Here is a 17,316-nt window from a genome sequence, read left to right as displayed (position 1 = left end):
GACGGGAAGTCCCTCCTCGGGTCCCAGGGAATGCGGTTGTTCCGCCCATAGCGTCTTGTGCGTGACAGCGACACAGATATCTCTACGGCCCGCCGTGGTGGCCACCGGACTGACCAAGACCTACGGGGAGGGCGACACGCGGGTCCACGCGCTGCGCGGCGTGGACGTCTCCTTCGCCACCGGCGCCTTCACCGCGATCATGGGCCCGTCGGGCTCGGGCAAGTCGACGTTGATGCACTGCCTGGCCGGGCTCGACACGGTCACCGGCGGCCACGTCCACATCGGTGACGTCGAGCTGACCGGTCTCGGCGACAAGCAGCTCACCCTGCTGCGCAGGGACCGGATCGGCTTCATCTTCCAGGCGTTCAACCTGCTGCCGACGCTGACCGCCGAGGAGAACATCCGGCTGCCGCTGGAGATCGCCGGACGCCAGGCCGACACCGTGCTGTTCGACCGGGTCATCGAGACCGTCGGCCTGAAGGACAGGCTCGGCCACCGGCCGACCGAGCTGTCCGGCGGCCAGCAGCAGCGCGTCGCCGTCGCCAGGGCACTGATCAGCAAACCGCAGGTGATCTTCGCCGACGAGCCGACGGGCAACCTCGACTCGCGCAGCGGCGCCGAGGTGCTGTCGTTCCTGCGCACCAGTGTCCGCGAGCTCAACCAGACCATCGTGATGGTCACCCACGACCCCGTCGCCGCCTCCTACGCCGACCGTGTCGTCTTCCTGCGCGACGGCCAGTTGGTCAGCGAACTGGCCCAGCCTACGCCCCAGTCGGTTCTCGACACGCTGATGAGGCTGGAAGCCAAGTGATCAAGACGACCCTCGCAAGCCTGCGGGCGCACAGGCTGCGCCTGCTGCTCACCTCGCTGGCGATCACCCTGGGCGTGGGCTTCATCGCGGGCACGTTCGTTCTCACCGACACCATCGAGGCCGGGTTCGCGCAGAAGGTGACGTCGGACGCCGAGAAGGTGGCGGTCGCCGTCCTGCCGAAGCCGGGCGAGAAGGCGCTGCCCGGGCCGCTCCTCGACCGGCTGCGCGACCTGGACGGCGTGACCGACGCCCAGGGCCAGGTGCGCGGCAACGCCCCGCTGCTGGGCAGGAACGGCAAGACGATCGGGGACCTGCCGACCACCGCGATCTCGGTCACCGACCGGACCACGATCACGGACGGCACCGCCCCTGCGGGCGCCGACCAGGCGGTCGTCGACGAGAACACCGCGCGCAAGCAGGGGTTCAAGGTCGGCGACACGGTCACGGCGCTCGACCGCAAGGGCGCCAAGCAGTCCTTCAAGCTCGTCGGCCTCTTCGACGTCGGCCTGGACCAGGAGCTCGGCTACACCGGCGCGGTCGGCTTCACCACCGAGACCGCCCAGCGCATGACGGGCGAGAAGGGCTTTCGCGAGATCGACCTGACCGGTGACGACCCCGCCGCGCTCAAGAAGGCCGTCACGGCGGCCGTCGGCCGGGAGTACGAGGTCGCGACCGGCTACGAGCTGGCCGCGGCGTTGGCGAAGCGCAACGGCGTGCAGATCGAGTTCATCAAGCTCGGCCTGCTGATCTTCGGACTGATCGCGATGATGGTGGCCGCTCTGGTCATCTACAACACCTTCAACATCCTGGTCGCGCAGCGGACGCGGGAGATGGCGCTGCTGCGCTGCATCGGCGCGACGCGCGGCCAGGTGTTCGGCTCGGTGCTGCTGGAGTCGGTGGCGGTCGGCCTGGTCTCCTCCGTGCTCGGTCTGGCCGTCGGCTACGGCCTGGGCGCGGGCGCGATGGCCGTGCTGCGCGGCATGGACGCGCCGCTGCCCACCGGGCTCGGCCCGTCGCTGGCCCCCATGACGATCGGCATCGGGCTCGCGGTGGGCCTCGTGGTGACCGTGGGCGCGGCCCTGCTGCCGGCCCGCTCGGCCACCGGCGTAGCGCCTATCGCGGCGCTGCGCAGCCAGAGCGAGGAGCAGACCTTCCGCGCGGGCGTGGTCCGCGTGGTCGTCGCGGCGCTCCTCCTGCTGGCGGGGGCGGGCGCGACCGGCGCCGCGGTGTTCATGGCGCCTGGACAGCAGGTCTCGCTGTTCGTCGCGATGGGCGGCTGCTCGCTGATCTTCCTGGGGGTCCTCGTCCTGGGTCCCGTGCTGGTCAGGCCGCTGAGCAGGCTGGTCGGCCAGATACCCAAGGTGCTCTTCGGCGTGCCGGGACGGCTGGCCGTCGACAACTCGGGCCGCAACCCCAAGCGGGCGGCCACCACCACGATCGCGCTGACCATCGGCGTGACGCTGATGACGGTCATCTCGGTGATGACCGCCTCGACCAGGGTGACGATGGCGGCCAAGCTCGACTCGCAGTTCCCCGCCGACTACCTGGTCTCCACCCAGGAGCGCGAGGCGGCGATCCCCCGCTCGGTCGCCGAGACGCTGCGGGCCAGGCCCGAGTTCGACTCCGTCCTGCAGATCCGCGACACGACCGCGAAGGTGGGCAAGAACGACAGCGTGGTCGGCACGTTCGCGGGCCCCGCCAAGCTGCAGCCGCTCGGCCCCGGCGAGGTCGCCCTCTCCGGGAGTCTCGCCAAGGAGTGGGGGCTCAGGAAGGGCTCTCCCCTCCAGCTCACCACCGAACGCGAGGGCACGGTGACGCTCAAGGTCGGCCAGTTGATCGACGACGAGAGCCTGCTGCCCGCCGTCACCCTCGCCGCGGACTCCTACGACCAGTACTTCGGCAAGAGCGCCGACTCCAAGCTCTACCTCAAGATCAAGGACGGCGTCGATCCCGACCGGACGCGCGACCTGGTCGAGGCGGCCACCGCCGACTATCCCACCGTGCAGGTGATCAGCTCGACCGACGTGCGCGGGGAGTACGACGACGCGCTCGACATGACGCTGATGATCGTCACCGGACTGCTCGGGCTGGCGATCCTCATCTCGCTGCTCGGCATCGCCAACACGCTGTCGCTGTCGGTCCACGAACGCACCCGCGAGTCGGCGCTGCTGCGGGCGCTCGGCCTGACCAGACCGCAGCTGCGCCGGATGCTGTCGGTCGAGGCACTGGTGCTCGGCCTGATCGGGGCGCTGGTCGGGGTGACGCTCGGCATCGCCTTCGGCTGGGCGGCCGTCAGGACCATGCTGGAGGGCGCGACACTGTCGGTGCCGTTCGGGCAGATCGCGCTGTTCGTGGCGCTGTCGGGGCTGGCGGGCGTGCTCGCGGCCGTGCTGCCGGCGCGCAAGGCGGCCCGCGCGTCGATCGTGTCGTCGCTGGCCAGCGGCTGACACCTCGCCGGCGGCGGCCCCGGCCCACCGGCGGGTACGGCCGGCGGTGGCCGCCGGCCGCCGGCGCCGGGGGTCAGCGCGGGTGGCGGCCCGGCCACTGCTCGGCGACCGTCTCGGGGTCGAGCAACGGCCTGATCGCCACCTCGCCGGTGCGCCTGTCGATCACGATGCACCCGCCGCCGACCGTCTCGGGCAGCACCGACGGGTCGTCGGGCTCGGACGCCTTGACCCACACCACATAGCCCTCGCCGAAGGCGTAGAGGCCCAGCTCCAGCGGCTCGGACCGGCCGCCGTTGAAGTACTCCTCCGCCACCGCGCGCGCCTGGTCCAGGTTCACCCCTGCTCACCCCGCCGGTCGACGATCGCGCAGAACACGCCGGTCACCGTCTCGTAGGGCGGCTCGACCGCCATGTGCCCGCGCTGCGCGTCGATCCAGATCACCTCGCCGTCGGCGTTGACGGCGTTCCACGCGTGGGAGCCGCCGCCGGGCCAGCGCACCACGATGACCGCCGACGCGCCGTGACCCGCCTCCGCCAGCCGTCCGGCGATCACCGGGTAGGCCGGTCTGCCCTGGCCCACGAACTCCAGCCGCTGCCCCATCCAGCGTTCGATCCTGGCCGTGCCGCCCGACTCGCCCATGAGCAGGGGGCGGCCCACCGTGTCGTACTCGGGCTGCCTCGGCGCCGCGACCACCGGCTCGCCGTGCCAGCTGGACACCACCGCGAGCGCGCAGTCGGCCGCGTTACCCGCCCTGAACGGGTCCTCCGCGGCGCCCATGCCGTTGACCAGCCGCACCCACGTGCCGCGCGGGTCGGCGAACCTGGTGCCCGGCGGCAGCGCCTGCGCCAGGTCGGACTCGGCCTGCGGGTCGGCGCGGGCCAGCCCGCCCGGCACGCCGTACGGCCGGCACTCGGCCAGCCGCGGCGGGCGGTGCGGCAGGTCGAACCAGTCGGGATCCTGCGCGACGGGCTCCGGCACGTCGGCGGCCGCCCGCTCGTAGTCGCGCCACCGGACCCCGTCGGCGATCAGCGGGTCGTAGCGGCCCTCGGGAAGGCTCTCGCGAAACATCTCGCCGCCTCCTTCCGTCATCGACGACTGATCGTAGGGGGAGGATCGCTCACCGTCATGAGGTTCCGCCGATTTGGCTGGAGACCGACTGAAAACTTGGACGGCGAGCACTCCGCGATCCCGCGATGATCCGGCGCAGTTGTCGGCCGCCGCGCATATCCTCGATCGGTCGGCCCGATGCGGCGACTGTCCGAGGCTCGTCGGCCCGGTGCGTGCCCACGCCGCTCGACTGATCAAGGCACAGGAGGGCGCTGGAGTGTTGCTGACCCGGCTGACAGCCCGCCGCCTGCCTGCGGGCTGGCCCGCGACACTGGCTCCGGTCCGCTACCTGGCCGAGCATGGTCTGACGCTTACGGCGCCCGTCACCTTCCTGGTCGGGGAGAACGGCTCGGGTAAGTCCACGATCGTCGAAGCCATCGCTGATGCGTGCGGCATCAACTCCGAAGGCGGCAAGGCCGGTACGAAGTACGCCGGCACGGGCCCGGCCACTCCCTTGGGTGAGGTTCTCGATGCCGAGCTGACCACTCTGGGATGGCGGCTGCTGCACGGCCCCCGGCTCAAGCGGCGGGCGTTCTTCTTCAGGGCGGAAACCCTCTTCAACCTCGGGCGCAACGTCTCCGGCAGATACGGGTTCTGGGAAGAGGACCTGACCGAGCAATCCCACGGCGAGGGGTTCTTCACCGTGCTCGAGCGCATGGTGTCGGGACCGGGGCTGTACCTGATGGACGAACCCGAGGCCGCTTTGTCGTTCCACTCATGCGTGCGACTGGTCGGGCTCATGCACCGAGTAGCCCAAGACGGCGGGCAGATCATCTGCGCCACTCATTCACCGATCCTCGCGAGCCTGCCCGGAGCGCAGATCACCGAACTCGGTGACCACGGCATCGTCACCGCCACCTGGGACGAACTCGAAGTGGTGGACCACTGGCGACGCTTCTTGGCCAAGCCGGACTTCTACCTCCGCTATGCCTTGGAGCCGGATTAGCGCGAGCTCCCATGGCGGCGACCCGGTAGTCGATCTTGCCGGGTCTCGGAAGCCATACGGTGTCCGGCGGTTGCGGGCGGCCTGGCCGCTCCGACCGGGCAGCATCGATCATGCGGCGACCGGAGCCGGCCAGCCAACCCCCTCACGGGAACGGCCAGAGCCGGCCAGCCGACCCCGCACGTGACCCGGCCAGCCAAACCCCTCACAGGAACGACCAAAGCCGGTCAGCCGACCCCTCATCGGACAACAGGGTCGGTCAGTCGACCCGGACCGAGATGGTGTGCCAGCCGGTCGCCCCGTCGGGCGCCACCGGCGCCTGCCGTCCGGTCTGGGTACGGCCCGCCGCGTCTGTCGCCCGCACCTCGATCGTGTGGCCGCCCGCCGTCGCGTCCCAGTCCAGGGCCCACTGCCGCCAGGTGTCCGGCCCCGGCACCTCCGCCAGCCTGGCCCGCTGCCAGGCGCCTCCGTCGATCCGCACCTCCACGGCCGCGACGCCGGTGTGCTGCGCCCACGCCACCCCCGCGATCGTCGTACGGCCGCGCCTCAGCCTCGCGCCGGACTTGGGCACGTCGATCCGCGACTGGGTCTTGATCGGCGCCTTGGCCGCCCACCCGCGCGGCGTCCAGTACGCCTCGTCGAGGTCGAACCGTGTCACCTTGATGTCGACCACCCACTTGGTGGCCGACACGTACCCGTAGAGCCCCGGCACCACCTGCCGGACCGGGAAGCCGTGGTCGACGGGCAGCACCTCCCCGTTCATCGCGACGGCGAACAGCGCGTCCCTGCCGTCCAGCACGACATCCACCGGCGTGCCACAGGTGAACCCGTCCGCCGACGTGGACAGCAGCATGTCGGCGTCGCGCTGGATGCCCGCCGCGCGCAGGACGTCCGCCATCCGCACCCCCAGCCACCGGGCGTTGCCCACGTACTGCCCGCCGACCTCGTTGGACACGCAGGTGAGCGTGATGTCGGCCTCGGTCAGCGGTCGCCTGAGCAGGTCGTCGAACGTGAGCTCGATCGGCCGGTCCACCATGCCGTGGATGCGCAGCGTCCAGGTGTTCGGGTTCACCTGGGGGACGATGATGGCGGTGTCGACGCGGTAGAAGTCCCTGTTCGGCGTGACGAACGGCGACAGCCCGCCGATCCGGAAGTCAGCCCCGCGGGGCAGCGGCCCGGCGGGCGTGGCGGGTCTCGGCAGCGCCACGCCGACCCTGGCCGTGTCACCCACCCGGCGGCCGGACAGCACCTGCCCCGCCACCGCGGCCGCCCCCGCGACGGCGATCCCACCAGCCACGCTGAGCACGAACCGCCGCCGGTCAAGGACGGGTGGCGCATCTCCTGCCCGACTGGCCGCAGAAGAGCTGGGGATCGAAGAAGACGCCGGCGCAAGGGAAGAGGCGGGTGCCGAGGAAGACTCGGGGGCCAGGGAAGACCCCGGCCCAGGAGACGAACCAGGAGCCGAGGAAGACCTCGGTGCCGGAGCGGACTCCGGGATCGGAGAAGACGCCGGTGTGGCAGACGACCCCGGCGCCGAAGAAGATTTCGGGAATGCAGAGGATCCGGGTGCCGAAGGAGATTCCGGGATCGGAGAAGACGCTGGTGCCGCGGGATACTCGGCTGCCGAAGGGGAGGCCGGTGGAGAAGATGCCGGGGGGCGAGTGAAGGTGGAGGGTGATGGTCCGGCCGGAAGGGGCTGCACGGCGTGCCGGAACAGCAGCGTCAACGTCCACGCCCCCGCCAGCGCCCCCACCACCGTCGCGAGCCCGTCGGCGGCGCCCGCGCCCGGCCTGGTGAGCACCGCCAGCAGCCCCACCACCCCGAACACCGCGAAACCCGCCTGACCGAGGCCCACACCGCGCCGTGACAGCACCCCGAGCGCGGCGGCGATGAGCGCGAGCACGACCACCACCCCGGCCACGAGGACCGCCTTGTCGCTCTCCCCGAACGTCGCGATCGCCCACTCCTTGGCAGGCGCGGGCGCCAGGTCAACCAACGCGTCGCCCACCGCGACGACGGGGAACGAACCCGGCCCCACCAGCGCCGCGACCAGGTACCCGACGCCCAGCGCCACCGCTCCGGCGACCAGCCCGACGACCGCTGCCGCCCACGCGGGCACGGCCTTGCCACTCTCCACGCTCTCCACGGGAAAACGCTACGCCCGCCCCGGAGCGGGAGATCTTACGTACCGGTGACGAAACCAGGCGACGTCACGGCGGGTGCGTGTCGCCGCTGGAGTGGCGTGACGGACGGGCGGTCAGCGGTGACCGCGGTGGCCTTGACCCGGCTTGCCGTACGGGAAGGATGGCCGCGCGGCGCACGCTCGCCGCAAAGGGCGGCACGCGGCGTGCCGTACGGGAAGGATGGCCTGCGCGGGGGACGGATGCGTGGTCAGGAGAGTACGGCGGCGACGATCGGGGCGAGGGCGCGGAAGGCGCGGCCGCGGTGGCTGATCGCGTCCTTCTCGGCCGGGTCCATCTGCGCGGTCGTGCGCGACTCCCCGTCCGGCACGAAGATCGGGTCGTAGCCGAACCCGTTGCTCCCCCGCCGTTCCCTCAGCAGCCGTCCCGTCAGCTCGCCCTCGACGACCCGTTCCTCGCCGGACGGCAGCGCCAGCGCGGCCGCGCACACGAACCGGCCGGTGCGCCGCGCGTCGGGCACGTCGGACACCTGGGCGAGCAGCAGGTCGAGGTTGGCGTCGTCGTCGCCGTGCTTGCCCGACCAGCGTGCCGAGAACACGCCGGGCATGCCGTTGAGGGCGTCGACGCACAGCCCCGAGTCGTCGGCGACGGCGGGCAGGCCGGAGCCCTGGGCGACGGCGTGCGCCTTGAGCAGGGCGTTCTCGGCGAACGTCAGGCCCGTCTCGGCCACCTCGCCGATCTCGGGGAACTCCTCGAGGCCCACGACCTCGAACCCGTCGAGGATCCGGCGCAGCTCGACGATCTTGCCGGTGTTGCGGGTCGCCAGCACGATTCTCATCGGCCCAGTGCCTCCTGCTGGTGCAGCGTCAGTTCTTCACAGCCCGTGGCGGCGAGGTCGAGCAGCTGGTCGAGCGCTCGCCGGTCGAACGGCGCGCCCTCCGCGGTGCCCTGGACCTCGACGAACGCCCCGGAGCCTGTCATCACGACGTTCATGTCGGTCTCGGCGGCGACGTCCTCGACGTAGCAGAGGTCGAGCATCGGCGTGGACTTCACCACGCCGACCGACACCGCCGCCACCGAGTCGACGAGCGGGTCGCCGGGGCACATCTTCCTCTCGCGCATCCACGCCACCGCGTCGGCCAGCGCGACGTAGGCGCCGGTGATCGCGGCGGTGCGGGTGCCGCCGTCGGCCTGCAGGACGTCGCAGTCGAGCAGGACGGAGTTCTCGCCGAGCGCCTTGTAGTCGACGCACGCGCGCAGCGAGCGGCCGATCAGCCGGGAGATCTCGTGGGTGCGCCCGCCGATCTTGCCCTTCACCGACTCGCGGTCGTTGCGGGTGTTGGTGGCCCGCGGCAGCATCGCGTACTCGGCGGTCACCCAGCCCTGCCCGCTGCCCCTGCGCCAGCGCGGCACGCTGTCCTGGACGGAGGCGGCGCACAGCACGCGCGTGTTGCCGAATTCCACCAGCACGGAACCTTCGGCGTGCGCGAGCCACCCCCTGGTGATCTTCACCGGGCGAAGCTGGTCAGGGGCGCGTCCATCCTGTCGAGACATGCAGATCACCCTATCCCCGTGTAAGAACGCCCTTGACCGTTCAGGTCAGGTCGTAGACGGCGCCGCTGCGGGCCAGCTCGATCGGCCCGCCGAAGCCGCCGTGCGCGGCCTCCTCGAGCACGGTGGCGCTGTCGTTCCATGGAACCAGGTGGGTCAGGACGAGCCTGCCCGCCTTCGCCTTGGCCGCGTGCTCGGCCGCCTGGCGCCCCGTCATGTGCAGGTCGGGCGTGAGGCCGGGGCGTTCGACGAAGGACGCCTCGCACAGCAGCAGGTCGGCGCCGTCGGCCAGCTTCACCAGTTCGGCGCACTCGCCGGTGTCGCCGGAGTAGGCCAGCGTCCTGCCCGCGTGCGCGACGCGGAAGCCGTAGGCCTCGACGGGGTGGTTGACCAGGCCCGCCGTGACTTCGAAGGGGCCGATGGCGAACCGTCCCGGCGCCAGCGGCCTGAACTCGAAGGCGGTCTCCAGGCCCGGCTCCTCCGGCATGCCGTAGGCGGCGGCGAGCCTTCGGGGCGCGTCGCGCGGCGCGTAGACCGGGATGCGCGGGTACGGCGCGCCCGGCCCGTAGGTGCGGACCACGTGGTAGCCGCAGATGTCCAGGCAGTGGTCGGCGTGCAGGTGCGACAGGCAGATGGCGTCGATGTCGTAGAGGCCGATGTGGCGCTGGAGCGGGCCCAGGGAGCCGCTGCCGAAGTCGAGCAGCAGGCGGAAGCCCTCGGCCTCGACCAGGTAGCAGGACGCTGGGCTGTCGGGTCCGGGAAAGCTCCCCGAGCATCCGACGATCGTCACCTTCATGCGGACCTCCCGTTCGAGGTGGTGCTACCCCCGACAGCGGCCAGCTCGACCGCCTGGATCTCGGGCCCGAGGAAGCGCCTGCCCAGTTCGGCGAAGAGCGCGGAGTCACCGGTCACGCGGAAGCGGTGCTGGGGGGAGGTGGCACCGTTGGCGAGACCGCGGTCGTGGAGGATCCGGTAGACGTCCTTGGCCGTCTCCTCCGCGCTGGAGACGAGCGTGACGTCGTCGCCCGCGACGTAGGAGATGGCGCCGGTCAGCAGCGGGTAGTGGGTGCAGCCCAGGATGAGGGTGTCGCACCCCGCCTCCTGGACGGGTGCCAGGTAGCCGCGGACGACCTCGATGAGCTCGTCGCTCATCGTCTCGCCGCGCTCCACGTACTCGACCAGGCGCGGGGCGGCCACGCTGGTGAGGGTGACGTCGGGGGCGGCGGCGAAGGCGTCCTGGTAGGCCATCGACCCGATCGTCGCGGTCGTCGCGATCACGCCGACCTTGCCGTTGCGGGTGGCCTTGACGGCACGCCTGGTGGCCGGCTGGATCACCTCGACCACGGGAACGTCGTAGCGCTCACGCGCGTCGCGCAGCACGGCGGCGCTGGCGCTGTTGCAGGCGATGACGAGCATCTTGACGTCGTTCTCGACGAGGTGGTCCATCACCTCCAGCGCGTAGCCGCGTAGTTCGGCGATCTTTTTCGGCCCGTACGGCTGGCGGGCCGTGTCGGCCACGTAGGTGATGGACTCGTGGGGCAGCTGATCGATGATCGCCCTGGCGACGGTCAGGCCGCCTACCCCGCTGTCGAAGATTCCAATGCTCGCGTCCGGCACGTTTCAGAGGGTAGGCGACCTGCGGGATCACCACAGCGTAAGAATCCTCACATGGGCGCCCGGCGGGTCGCGTCAGCCGCGTCCCACCCGGGCCAGCTGGCGTGACTGCGCCACCAGCCGTCCGGCCGAGTCCCACACCTCGACCTCCTCGTCGAACCACCCGTCGGCGACGAGCCGTCCGCTGCCCAGCAGGGTGAGCCAGCCGGGAGCGGGCAGCGCGCGCAGGTGCCAGGTGAGGTCGACGGTCGGCGCCCAGCCTCGTTGCCCGGCCGAGAACACCACGGGCGGCAGCGCGTCCACGGCCAGCGCGAGCACGAAGGGGTCGGGGTCCTGCGGCTCGGCCATCCTGAAGTAGGCGCGCGCCTCGGGACGCCCTGTGGGCCGGCCGTGCAGCCATCCGATCGTGGGCGGGTCGAAGCGCATCTCCAGCTGCGCGTTCAACGTCATCCCCGACTCGGGCTTCGGATCGGGCAGCTTGCTGCACTCCGCGATGTCCGGCATCCCAATTACCGACTTATCCGCGTATATCGGCTCGGCGTCGGTCAAGGTGGCCGTCGTCACCAGCGACTCCAGCTGCGCGACGTCGTCCTGGACCAACCTCACCCGCGCGAACGCCGCCGTCCCTCCTGCCTTCAGCGGCTCCACCACCACCTTGGCGGGCCCGGGACGCGGCGCGCGCAGGAACTGCACGGCCGTACTGACCGGGTGCGCGTGCGGCGAGGCGTCCACCGCGGCCCGCAGGAGCACCGCCATCAGGTATCCGCCGTTGAGCGGGCCGCCGATGGAGTAGCCGGGATCGAGGCACACGTCATAGACGCCCTCGTCGATCCTGATCGCCTGCGTCGCCTCGTCGAACTTGGTCATACCTTCTCCCGAACTAAGTTCTAGTGGCTCCATACTCTACGACATTCCGATCACAGCGCGCCTACCTGCGAAAACGCCCTCTCGATGGAAGAGTTGGATCATGGTGGGTTTGACAGCACTCATGGGCCAGTCCGTCTGGGACGCCCGGGGCGTGTGGGTCGGCTACGTGGTCGACGTCCGCGTGGTCAGGAACAGGGACGAGTCCATGCACAGCCATACCGTCGTGGGGCTCGTGGTCTCCGCGCATCGCGCTCCCGTCATGCTCGGGCTGACCAGAGACCGGGAGGGCAGTCTCGGCTGGCTGTCGGAGCTGCTGGCCCGCGTCGTCTACGCGGGTTGCACGTTCGTGCCCTGGGACGCCGTCGACTCCAGCGACACCGGCGAAGTACACCTCACGGCGCTGCGCAAGGAACTGAGCAGGGTCTAGGCTGCGCGGCAAATCTTCCGGTTTCAGTACTTTGCAACCAGCTCTCTAGTCACATGCACTAACTTCTCTGTGGTCAATAAGTCCACATTGTGAGTTGAGTGATGTCGGCGAATACTCCCCCTGGCGGCCAGGATCCGGACCGGACCACGGCCTACCGATGGAACGAAGGACAACCGCAGGGCGGCCAGCCGTACCCGCAGCAGCCCTACCCGCCCCAGCAGCACTACCAGCAGCAGCAGCCGTACCAGCAGCAGCCCCAGCAGCCCCAGCAACCGCAGTACGGCCAGGGACAGCAGGGCTACGGGCAGCAGCAGCCGGGCTATGGCCAGCAGCCGCCGTACCAGCAGACGCAGCAGTTCTCCTACGGCGAGCAGGCCCCGCAGGAGTCGGCGGGATGGCAGCAGCAGGGCCCTGAAGGGTGGGGTCCGCCGCAGCCGCAGCCGGGCAAGAAGGGTGGCAGGGGCTGGCTGATCGCGGGCATCGCGGCCCTTCTGGTCGTGCTCGTCGGCGGTGGCGGCGTCTGGGCCGCCGCCTCCTTCCTCGGCGGTGGCGGCACGCAGCCGCACGAGGTGCTTCCCGGCGGCGCGATGGCCTATGTCCGCATCGACCTCGACCCGGCCGCCAACCAGAAGATCGCGCTGTTCAACCTGGCCAGGAAGTTCACCGTCACCAAGGACACGTTCACCGGTGACGACCCGCGGAAGGCGCTGTTCGAGGCGATCAAGTCCGACAGCGACGACCTGAAGGACGTCGACTTCGCCAAGGACGTGGACCCGTGGCTCGGCAGCAGGCTCGGCCTCGCCGTCCTCCCGCCGCCCGCCAAGGACGAGGATCCCGGCGTCGCCTTCGCCGTCCAGGTCAAGGACGCGGAAGCGGCCAAGGCCGGCATCGCCAAGCTGATGGGTGACGAGAAGTACGGCATCGCCTTCCGCGAGGACTACGCGATCCTCAGCGAGGACCAGGCGGCGGCCGACAAGTACGCCGCGGCTCCCACGCTCGCCGAGAGCGACGACTTCAGCTCCGACCTCGACGCGCTCGGCGAGCCCGGCGTGCTGTCGACGTGGATGAGCTTCGGGAAGATGGTCGAGTTCGCCGAGGCGGACATGGCCGGGCTGCCCGAGCAGTCGAAGCAGATGCTGGAGAAGATGAAGAACGCCCGGTTCGCCGCGGCCCTGCGCTTCGACTCCGCCTACGCCGAGTTCGCCGGCATCGTCCGTGGCGCCGAGGCGATGGCGATCGGCGACCCGCAGGCCGCCGACCTGTCCACGCTGCCCGCCTCCACCGTGGGCGCGCTGTCCATCTCCGGCTTGGACGAGGCGATCACCAAGCAGTGGGGCGAGCTGCAGACGAGCCTGGCCGCGACCGAGGAGGGCGCCGGCTTCCAGCAGTTCGTGGACATGGCCCAGCAGAAGTACGGTTTGGCGCTGCCCGCCGACCTGGCGACGCTGCTCGGCAAGAACCTGACCGTCGCGCTCGACGGCGACGGCCTGGCCAACCTCGACCAGGGCGGCATGCCCAAGGCAGGCGTCAAGATCGTCACTGACCCGGCCAAGGCGCAGGAGGTCATCGGGAAGATCGAGAAGGCCTTCACCGACCAGGGCCAGCCCGCGCCGCAGATCGCCAAGGTCCCCGGCGACGGCACGTTCACCCTCGCGACCACGCCCGAGTACGCGAAGCTGCTGTCGGAGGACGGCGCGCTGGGCGACAGCGAGAACTTCAAGAACGCGATCCCCGACGCCTCCAGCGCGACCTTCGCCCTGTTCGTCGACGTGGACAAGATCGAGCCGCTGTACCTGAACAGCCTCTCCGGCGACGACCAGGCCAACGCCAAGGTCCTCAGCGCGGTGGGCTTCAGCGGCAAGCAGAGCGGCGGCGAGGCCGACTTCTCGCTCCGCGTCCTGTTCAACTGAGCCGACGAAAGGGCCGCGCCCCGGGGACTCCCGGGACGCGGCCCTTCTCGTTCCGTCCGTCCGCGGCGGCCCCACGTGGCGCCCGGTCACCAGGGCAGCGGCCGGCCGTCCCTGAAGAAGCCTCCCGTCGGGCCGTCGTCGGGCAGGGTGGCCGCCCAGACGATGCCCGCCGCGCCCGCCACGACCGGACGACCACCGGGCCCGCCCATGTCGGTGGCCACCCACCCCGGGCAGATCGCGTTGACCAGGATCCCCTCGGGCCGCAACTCACCGGCAAGCATCCTGGTGAGGCCGTTGAGCGCGACCTTCGAGGCGGTGTAGGCGGGGGTGCCGCCGCCCATGCCGGCCAGCGACCCCGCCTCGCTGGAGACGTTCACGATCCGGGGATGCCTGCTCTTGCGCAGCAGCGGCAGCAGGACCTGGACCAGCCGCCACGGGCCGTACAGGTTGGTCTCGGCCGCCTCCCTGACGACGTCCAGGTCGGCGTCGACGGCTCGCTGCCACGTGTCGTAGGTGATGGCGGCGTTGTTGATGAGCGCGTCCAGGCGGCCGAACCGGTCGGCGATCTCAGCCGCCACCCGCTCGGTGTTCTCCTGCGAGGTGACGTCGAGCCGCAGCGGATGCGCCGCGGGCCCCAACCGGCTCGCCGCGGCGGTGGCCGCCTCCAGGGAACGGGCGGTGAGCAGGACGGTGTGCCCCAGATCGGCGAGCTGCCTGCCGACCTCCAGCCCGATCCCGCGATTCCCGCCGGTCACCAGTGTGATCACGACATCGCCTCCACTCCTGCCGATGCTACATCTGCGAAGGAGAGGCGACGCCGGCCGGGGACCGTACCGGCACGCCCTGACCGCCGTCCCCCGACCTGCGGTGACGCACCGGCACCGAGCGGCGCCGGATGCCGTGGTCGCGACGTCTCCGCCCGGCGGGCGCGTGTCCTGCCATGACCGGTGTCCCGGAAAATGCGTTGCGCGCCGGCCGACCGGCTCGATAGGTGTGTGGCCGCCGAACCCCTAGGGAAGGAGACACATCCCCATGCTGACCGGAGAGCGCGTACGCCTGCGAGCCCTGGAGCCTGCCGACAGCGAACTCATGTGGCGCTGGTACCACGACCCGGAGGTCGGCCGCTGGATGGACGGCTCGCCGCCCATCTCGCTCGCGCAGAGCGAGGAGAAGGGCGAGAACCGGCCGCGCAACACCTTCGAGGAGATGTTGCTGGGCATCGAGACGCTCGCCGAGGAGAAGCTGATCGGGTACCTGGCGCTCGGCGACACCGACTTCGTGCACGGCGAGGCCACCCTGCAGAGCATCGCGATCGGCGACCGCGACCACTGGGGCGGCGGCCACGCCACCGACGCGCTGCGGGTGATCTGCCGGTACGCCTTCGAGGAGATCGGCCTGCACCGCATCATGCTCTGGGTCGTCGCCGACAACGCCGCCGCCGTCCACGTGTACAAGAAGGTGGGCTTCGTCGAGGAGGGCAGGCGCAGGGAGGCCTTCCGCAGCAGGGGCACGCGTCACGACTTCCTCATGATGGGACTGCTGGAGTCCGAGCTGCGCTAGACACCCAGGGTCTGCGATCAGTACGAAGCTGTCCTGCCCTCTCGCCACCGCCGAGCCCAGCGGGGCTTGGCGGAGTGACCCGGTGCCGGGGAGGGCACCGCGGCCAGGGCCGAGCCCCCTGGCCGGGATCAGGCCCAGAGCTGGCCTTCGAGCCTGCTCTCCGCCTCGTCGAGGGTTCCCTCGTAGGCACCGGTCGACAGGTACTTCCACCCGCCGTCGGCCACCACGAACACGATGTCGGCCCGCGTCCCCGCCTTGACCGCCTTGGCCGCCATCCCCAGCGCCGCGTGCAGGGCCGCGCCGGTCGAGACCCCAGCGAAGATGCCCTCCGACGCCAGCAGTTCCCTGGTACGGCGCAGCGCGTCACCGGAGCCGACGGAGAACCGCGTGGTGAGCACCGACTCGTCGTACAGCTCGGGGATGAAGCCCTCGTCGACGTTGCGCAGGCCGTACACCAGCTCGCCGTAGCGCGGCTCGGCGGCCACGATCTGCACGCCGGGCACGTGCTCGCGCAGGTAACGGCCGACGCCCATGAGCGTGCCCGTGGTGCCGAGTCCCGCGACGAAGTGCGTCACGGTGGGCAGGTCCTCGAGGATCTCGGGGCCCGTCGACTCGTAGTGGGAGCGCCAGTTGGCCGGGTTGCCGTACTGGTAGAGCATGATCCATGAGGGGTTCTCGGCAGCGAGCTGCTTGGCTCTCCTGACCGCCTCGTTGGAGCCGCCCGCCGCTGGTGAGGAGATGATCTCCGCTCCCCACATCCGGAGGAGCTGGCGACGCTCCTCGGAGGTGTTCTCGGGCATGACGCAGATCAGCCTGTAGCCCTTCAGCTTGGCCGACATGGCCAGCGAGATGCCGGTGTTGCCGCTGGTGGGCTCCAGGATCGTGCAGCCGGGGGTGAGCAGGCCGTCCTTCTCCGCCTGCTCGATCATCCACAGGGCGGGACGGTCCTTGATCGAGCCCGTGGGGTTGCGATCCTCCAGCTTGGCCCAGATCCGGACGTCGTCGGAAGGCGAGAGCCTGGGCAGGCCCACGAGCGGCGTGCGACCGACCGAGTCGATCAGAGAGTCAAAGCGCATGGTCTACGGCTTCCGCTTCGGCGTTCACAGGGATCTGGATGTGACATGACGAATCGTGCCACGAGGCTTCCGGCGTCCGCCCGCCGGGCGGCGACCCGGCCGTCGTCCGGGACCGCACGGACCGCACCGACCAACCAGGATCGGACGGCCGGCCCGCACCGATCTGACGTGGCCGGACGGCTCGGTGGCCGGCGGCACCGATCTGACGGGGTCGGACGGCTCGGTGGCCGGGCCGGCTCGGGAAGACTGATCGGCGTGCCGGCTTCGGAGCGGGCGGCACGGCCTGATCCGGCCGCCGCCCGAGCGCTTCCCCGGAGGGAACGGGCCCCAGCAGGGTGCGCCGTTCCCTCAGGTGTGCCTACTGGTCGTTCCACCGGGTCGGCCGGACGGAGCCCTCCGGCCCGGATCGGGAGGAACGGAGCCGGTTCGGCCCGGACCAGGCCGGACGAGACCGTTCGGCGCGAGCGAGAGGCGACCGGGCTGGCGCGGAGGGTTAGCGGGAGCCGCCCGCGACGGCCGGGAGCACGGTCACGGTGTCGCCGTCCGAGACGGGCGTCTCGAGCCCGCCGAGGAAGCGGACGTCCTCGTCGTTCAGGTACACGTTCACGAAACGGCGCAGCGCGCCCTGGTCGACCAGGCGCTCCTTGATGCCCGGGTGCCGGGCCTCCAGGTTGCTGATCAGCTCGTCGAGCGTGGCGCCCTCGGCGTTGACGGCCTTGGCGCCGTCGGTGTAGTTGCGCAGGATGGTCGGGATGCGAACCTCGATGGCCATCGCGGGTCAGTCTCCTCGTTCAAGTCGTCGTCCACCGGGCAAACACCGGTGCGGGATCTGGGATTCCGTGAAACCGCCGGTCAGCGACAG

Annotated in this window: 17 protein-coding genes; 6 read left to right on the top strand and 11 right to left on the bottom strand. The window is 70.9% G+C overall.

Going from position 1 to position 17,316, the window contains the following annotated elements:
- Nucleotides 1-61: 61 nt before the first annotated feature.
- Both ABZX22_RS34215 and ABZX22_RS34210 read left to right on the top strand, forming a co-directional pair.
- Nucleotides 62-811, top strand: coding sequence for an ABC transporter ATP-binding protein (locus ABZX22_RS34215; protein WP_354917434.1), 750 nt, complete (start codon nucleotides 62-64; stop codon nucleotides 809-811).
- Nucleotides 808-3,258, top strand: a complete 2,451-nt coding sequence (locus tag ABZX22_RS34210; protein ID WP_354917431.1) for an FtsX-like permease family protein — start codon at nucleotides 808-810, stop codon at nucleotides 3,256-3,258. Before ABZX22_RS34215 ends, ABZX22_RS34210 begins: the two co-directional genes overlap by 4 nt.
- 73 nt (nucleotides 3,259-3,331) lie before the next feature.
- On the opposite strand, the gene ABZX22_RS34205 is transcribed toward ABZX22_RS34210, so the two are convergent.
- On the bottom strand, nucleotides 3,332-3,595 hold the full coding sequence (locus ABZX22_RS34205; protein ID WP_354917428.1) for a hypothetical protein: 264 nt from the start codon (nucleotides 3,593-3,595) through the stop codon (nucleotides 3,332-3,334).
- Complete coding sequence (locus tag ABZX22_RS34200; protein ID WP_354917425.1) at nucleotides 3,592-4,326, bottom strand: toxin glutamine deamidase domain-containing protein; 735 nt, start codon at nucleotides 4,324-4,326, stop codon at nucleotides 3,592-3,594. Before ABZX22_RS34200 ends, ABZX22_RS34205 begins: the two co-directional genes overlap by 4 nt.
- Nucleotides 4,327-4,582: 256 nt before the next feature.
- Between ABZX22_RS34200 and ABZX22_RS34195 the strand changes: the two genes are divergently transcribed.
- Nucleotides 4,583-5,311 carry an AAA family ATPase gene (locus ABZX22_RS34195; RefSeq protein ID WP_354917422.1) on the top strand — a complete coding sequence of 243 codons (729 nt, stop codon included), beginning with the start codon at nucleotides 4,583-4,585 and terminating at the stop codon, nucleotides 5,309-5,311.
- Nucleotides 5,312-5,567: 256 nt separating this feature from the next.
- Here the strand turns inward: ABZX22_RS34195 and ABZX22_RS34190 are convergent, their stop codons facing one another.
- From ABZX22_RS34190 to ABZX22_RS34165, 6 genes are all read right to left on the bottom strand, one after another.
- The gene (locus ABZX22_RS34190; protein WP_354917419.1) at nucleotides 5,568-7,454 is read right to left on the bottom strand and encodes a molybdopterin-dependent oxidoreductase; all 1,887 of its coding nucleotides are present in this window, start codon (nucleotides 7,452-7,454) and stop codon (nucleotides 5,568-5,570) included.
- A 245-nt stretch (nucleotides 7,455-7,699) separates the two neighbouring features.
- Nucleotides 7,700-8,287 carry an RdgB/HAM1 family non-canonical purine NTP pyrophosphatase gene (rdgB, locus tag ABZX22_RS34185; RefSeq protein ID WP_354917416.1) on the bottom strand — a complete coding sequence of 196 codons (588 nt, stop codon included), beginning with the start codon at nucleotides 8,285-8,287 and terminating at the stop codon, nucleotides 7,700-7,702.
- Nucleotides 8,284-9,003 carry a ribonuclease PH gene (gene rph / locus ABZX22_RS34180; protein WP_354917413.1) on the bottom strand — a complete coding sequence of 240 codons (720 nt, stop codon included), beginning with the start codon at nucleotides 9,001-9,003 and terminating at the stop codon, nucleotides 8,284-8,286. Before rph ends, rdgB begins: the two co-directional genes overlap by 4 nt.
- 40 nt (nucleotides 9,004-9,043) lie before the next feature.
- Nucleotides 9,044-9,796 (bottom strand): MBL fold metallo-hydrolase, encoded by a 753-nt coding sequence (locus ABZX22_RS34175; protein ID WP_354917411.1) that lies wholly within the window; start codon nucleotides 9,794-9,796, stop codon nucleotides 9,044-9,046.
- Nucleotides 9,793-10,617: a glutamate racemase gene (murI, locus tag ABZX22_RS34170; protein WP_354917408.1), complete on the bottom strand. Its 825-nt coding sequence runs from the start codon at nucleotides 10,615-10,617 to the stop codon at nucleotides 9,793-9,795. The genes ABZX22_RS34175 and murI overlap by 4 nt, the downstream gene beginning before the upstream one ends.
- Before the next feature lie 72 nt (nucleotides 10,618-10,689).
- A complete protein-coding gene (locus tag ABZX22_RS34165; RefSeq protein WP_354917405.1) occupies nucleotides 10,690-11,481 on the bottom strand; it encodes a thioesterase family protein in 792 nt (263 codons plus the stop codon).
- 109 nt (nucleotides 11,482-11,590) lie between these two features.
- Between ABZX22_RS34165 and ABZX22_RS34160 the strand changes: the two genes are divergently transcribed.
- Both ABZX22_RS34160 and ABZX22_RS34155 read left to right on the top strand, forming a co-directional pair.
- Entirely contained in the window at nucleotides 11,591-11,908 is a 318-nt protein-coding gene (locus ABZX22_RS34160; RefSeq protein ID WP_354917402.1) for a hypothetical protein, read from the top strand.
- Nucleotides 11,909-12,009: 101 nt separating this feature from the next.
- Nucleotides 12,010-13,818, top strand: coding sequence for a DUF3352 domain-containing protein (locus ABZX22_RS34155; protein WP_354917476.1), 1,809 nt, complete (start codon nucleotides 12,010-12,012; stop codon nucleotides 13,816-13,818).
- 86 nt (nucleotides 13,819-13,904) lie between these two features.
- On the opposite strand, the gene ABZX22_RS34150 is transcribed toward ABZX22_RS34155, so the two are convergent.
- The gene (locus ABZX22_RS34150) at nucleotides 13,905-14,585 is read right to left on the bottom strand and encodes an SDR family oxidoreductase (RefSeq protein WP_354917399.1); all 681 of its coding nucleotides are present in this window, start codon (nucleotides 14,583-14,585) and stop codon (nucleotides 13,905-13,907) included.
- A 265-nt stretch (nucleotides 14,586-14,850) separates the two neighbouring features.
- On the opposite strand from ABZX22_RS34150, the gene ABZX22_RS34145 reads away from it, so the two are divergent.
- Nucleotides 14,851-15,378 carry a GNAT family protein gene (locus ABZX22_RS34145; protein WP_354917396.1) on the top strand — a complete coding sequence of 176 codons (528 nt, stop codon included), beginning with the start codon at nucleotides 14,851-14,853 and terminating at the stop codon, nucleotides 15,376-15,378.
- A 128-nt stretch (nucleotides 15,379-15,506) separates the two neighbouring features.
- Here the strand turns inward: ABZX22_RS34145 and ABZX22_RS34140 are convergent, their stop codons facing one another.
- Entirely contained in the window at nucleotides 15,507-16,454 is a 948-nt protein-coding gene (locus tag ABZX22_RS34140) for a cysteine synthase (RefSeq protein WP_354917393.1), read from the bottom strand.
- A 493-nt stretch (nucleotides 16,455-16,947) separates the two neighbouring features.
- On the bottom strand, nucleotides 16,948-17,226 hold the full coding sequence (locus ABZX22_RS34135) for a MoaD/ThiS family protein (RefSeq protein WP_354917390.1): 279 nt from the start codon (nucleotides 17,224-17,226) through the stop codon (nucleotides 16,948-16,950).
- Nucleotides 17,227-17,316 lie beyond the last annotated feature (90 nt).

Source organism: Nonomuraea sp. NPDC003804 (genome assembly GCF_040610675.1).
Classification (GTDB): domain Bacteria; phylum Actinomycetota; class Actinomycetes; order Streptosporangiales; family Streptosporangiaceae; genus Nonomuraea.
The sequence above is the reverse complement of the archived record's forward strand: the minus strand, read 5'-3'. Positions and strand labels throughout refer to the sequence as shown.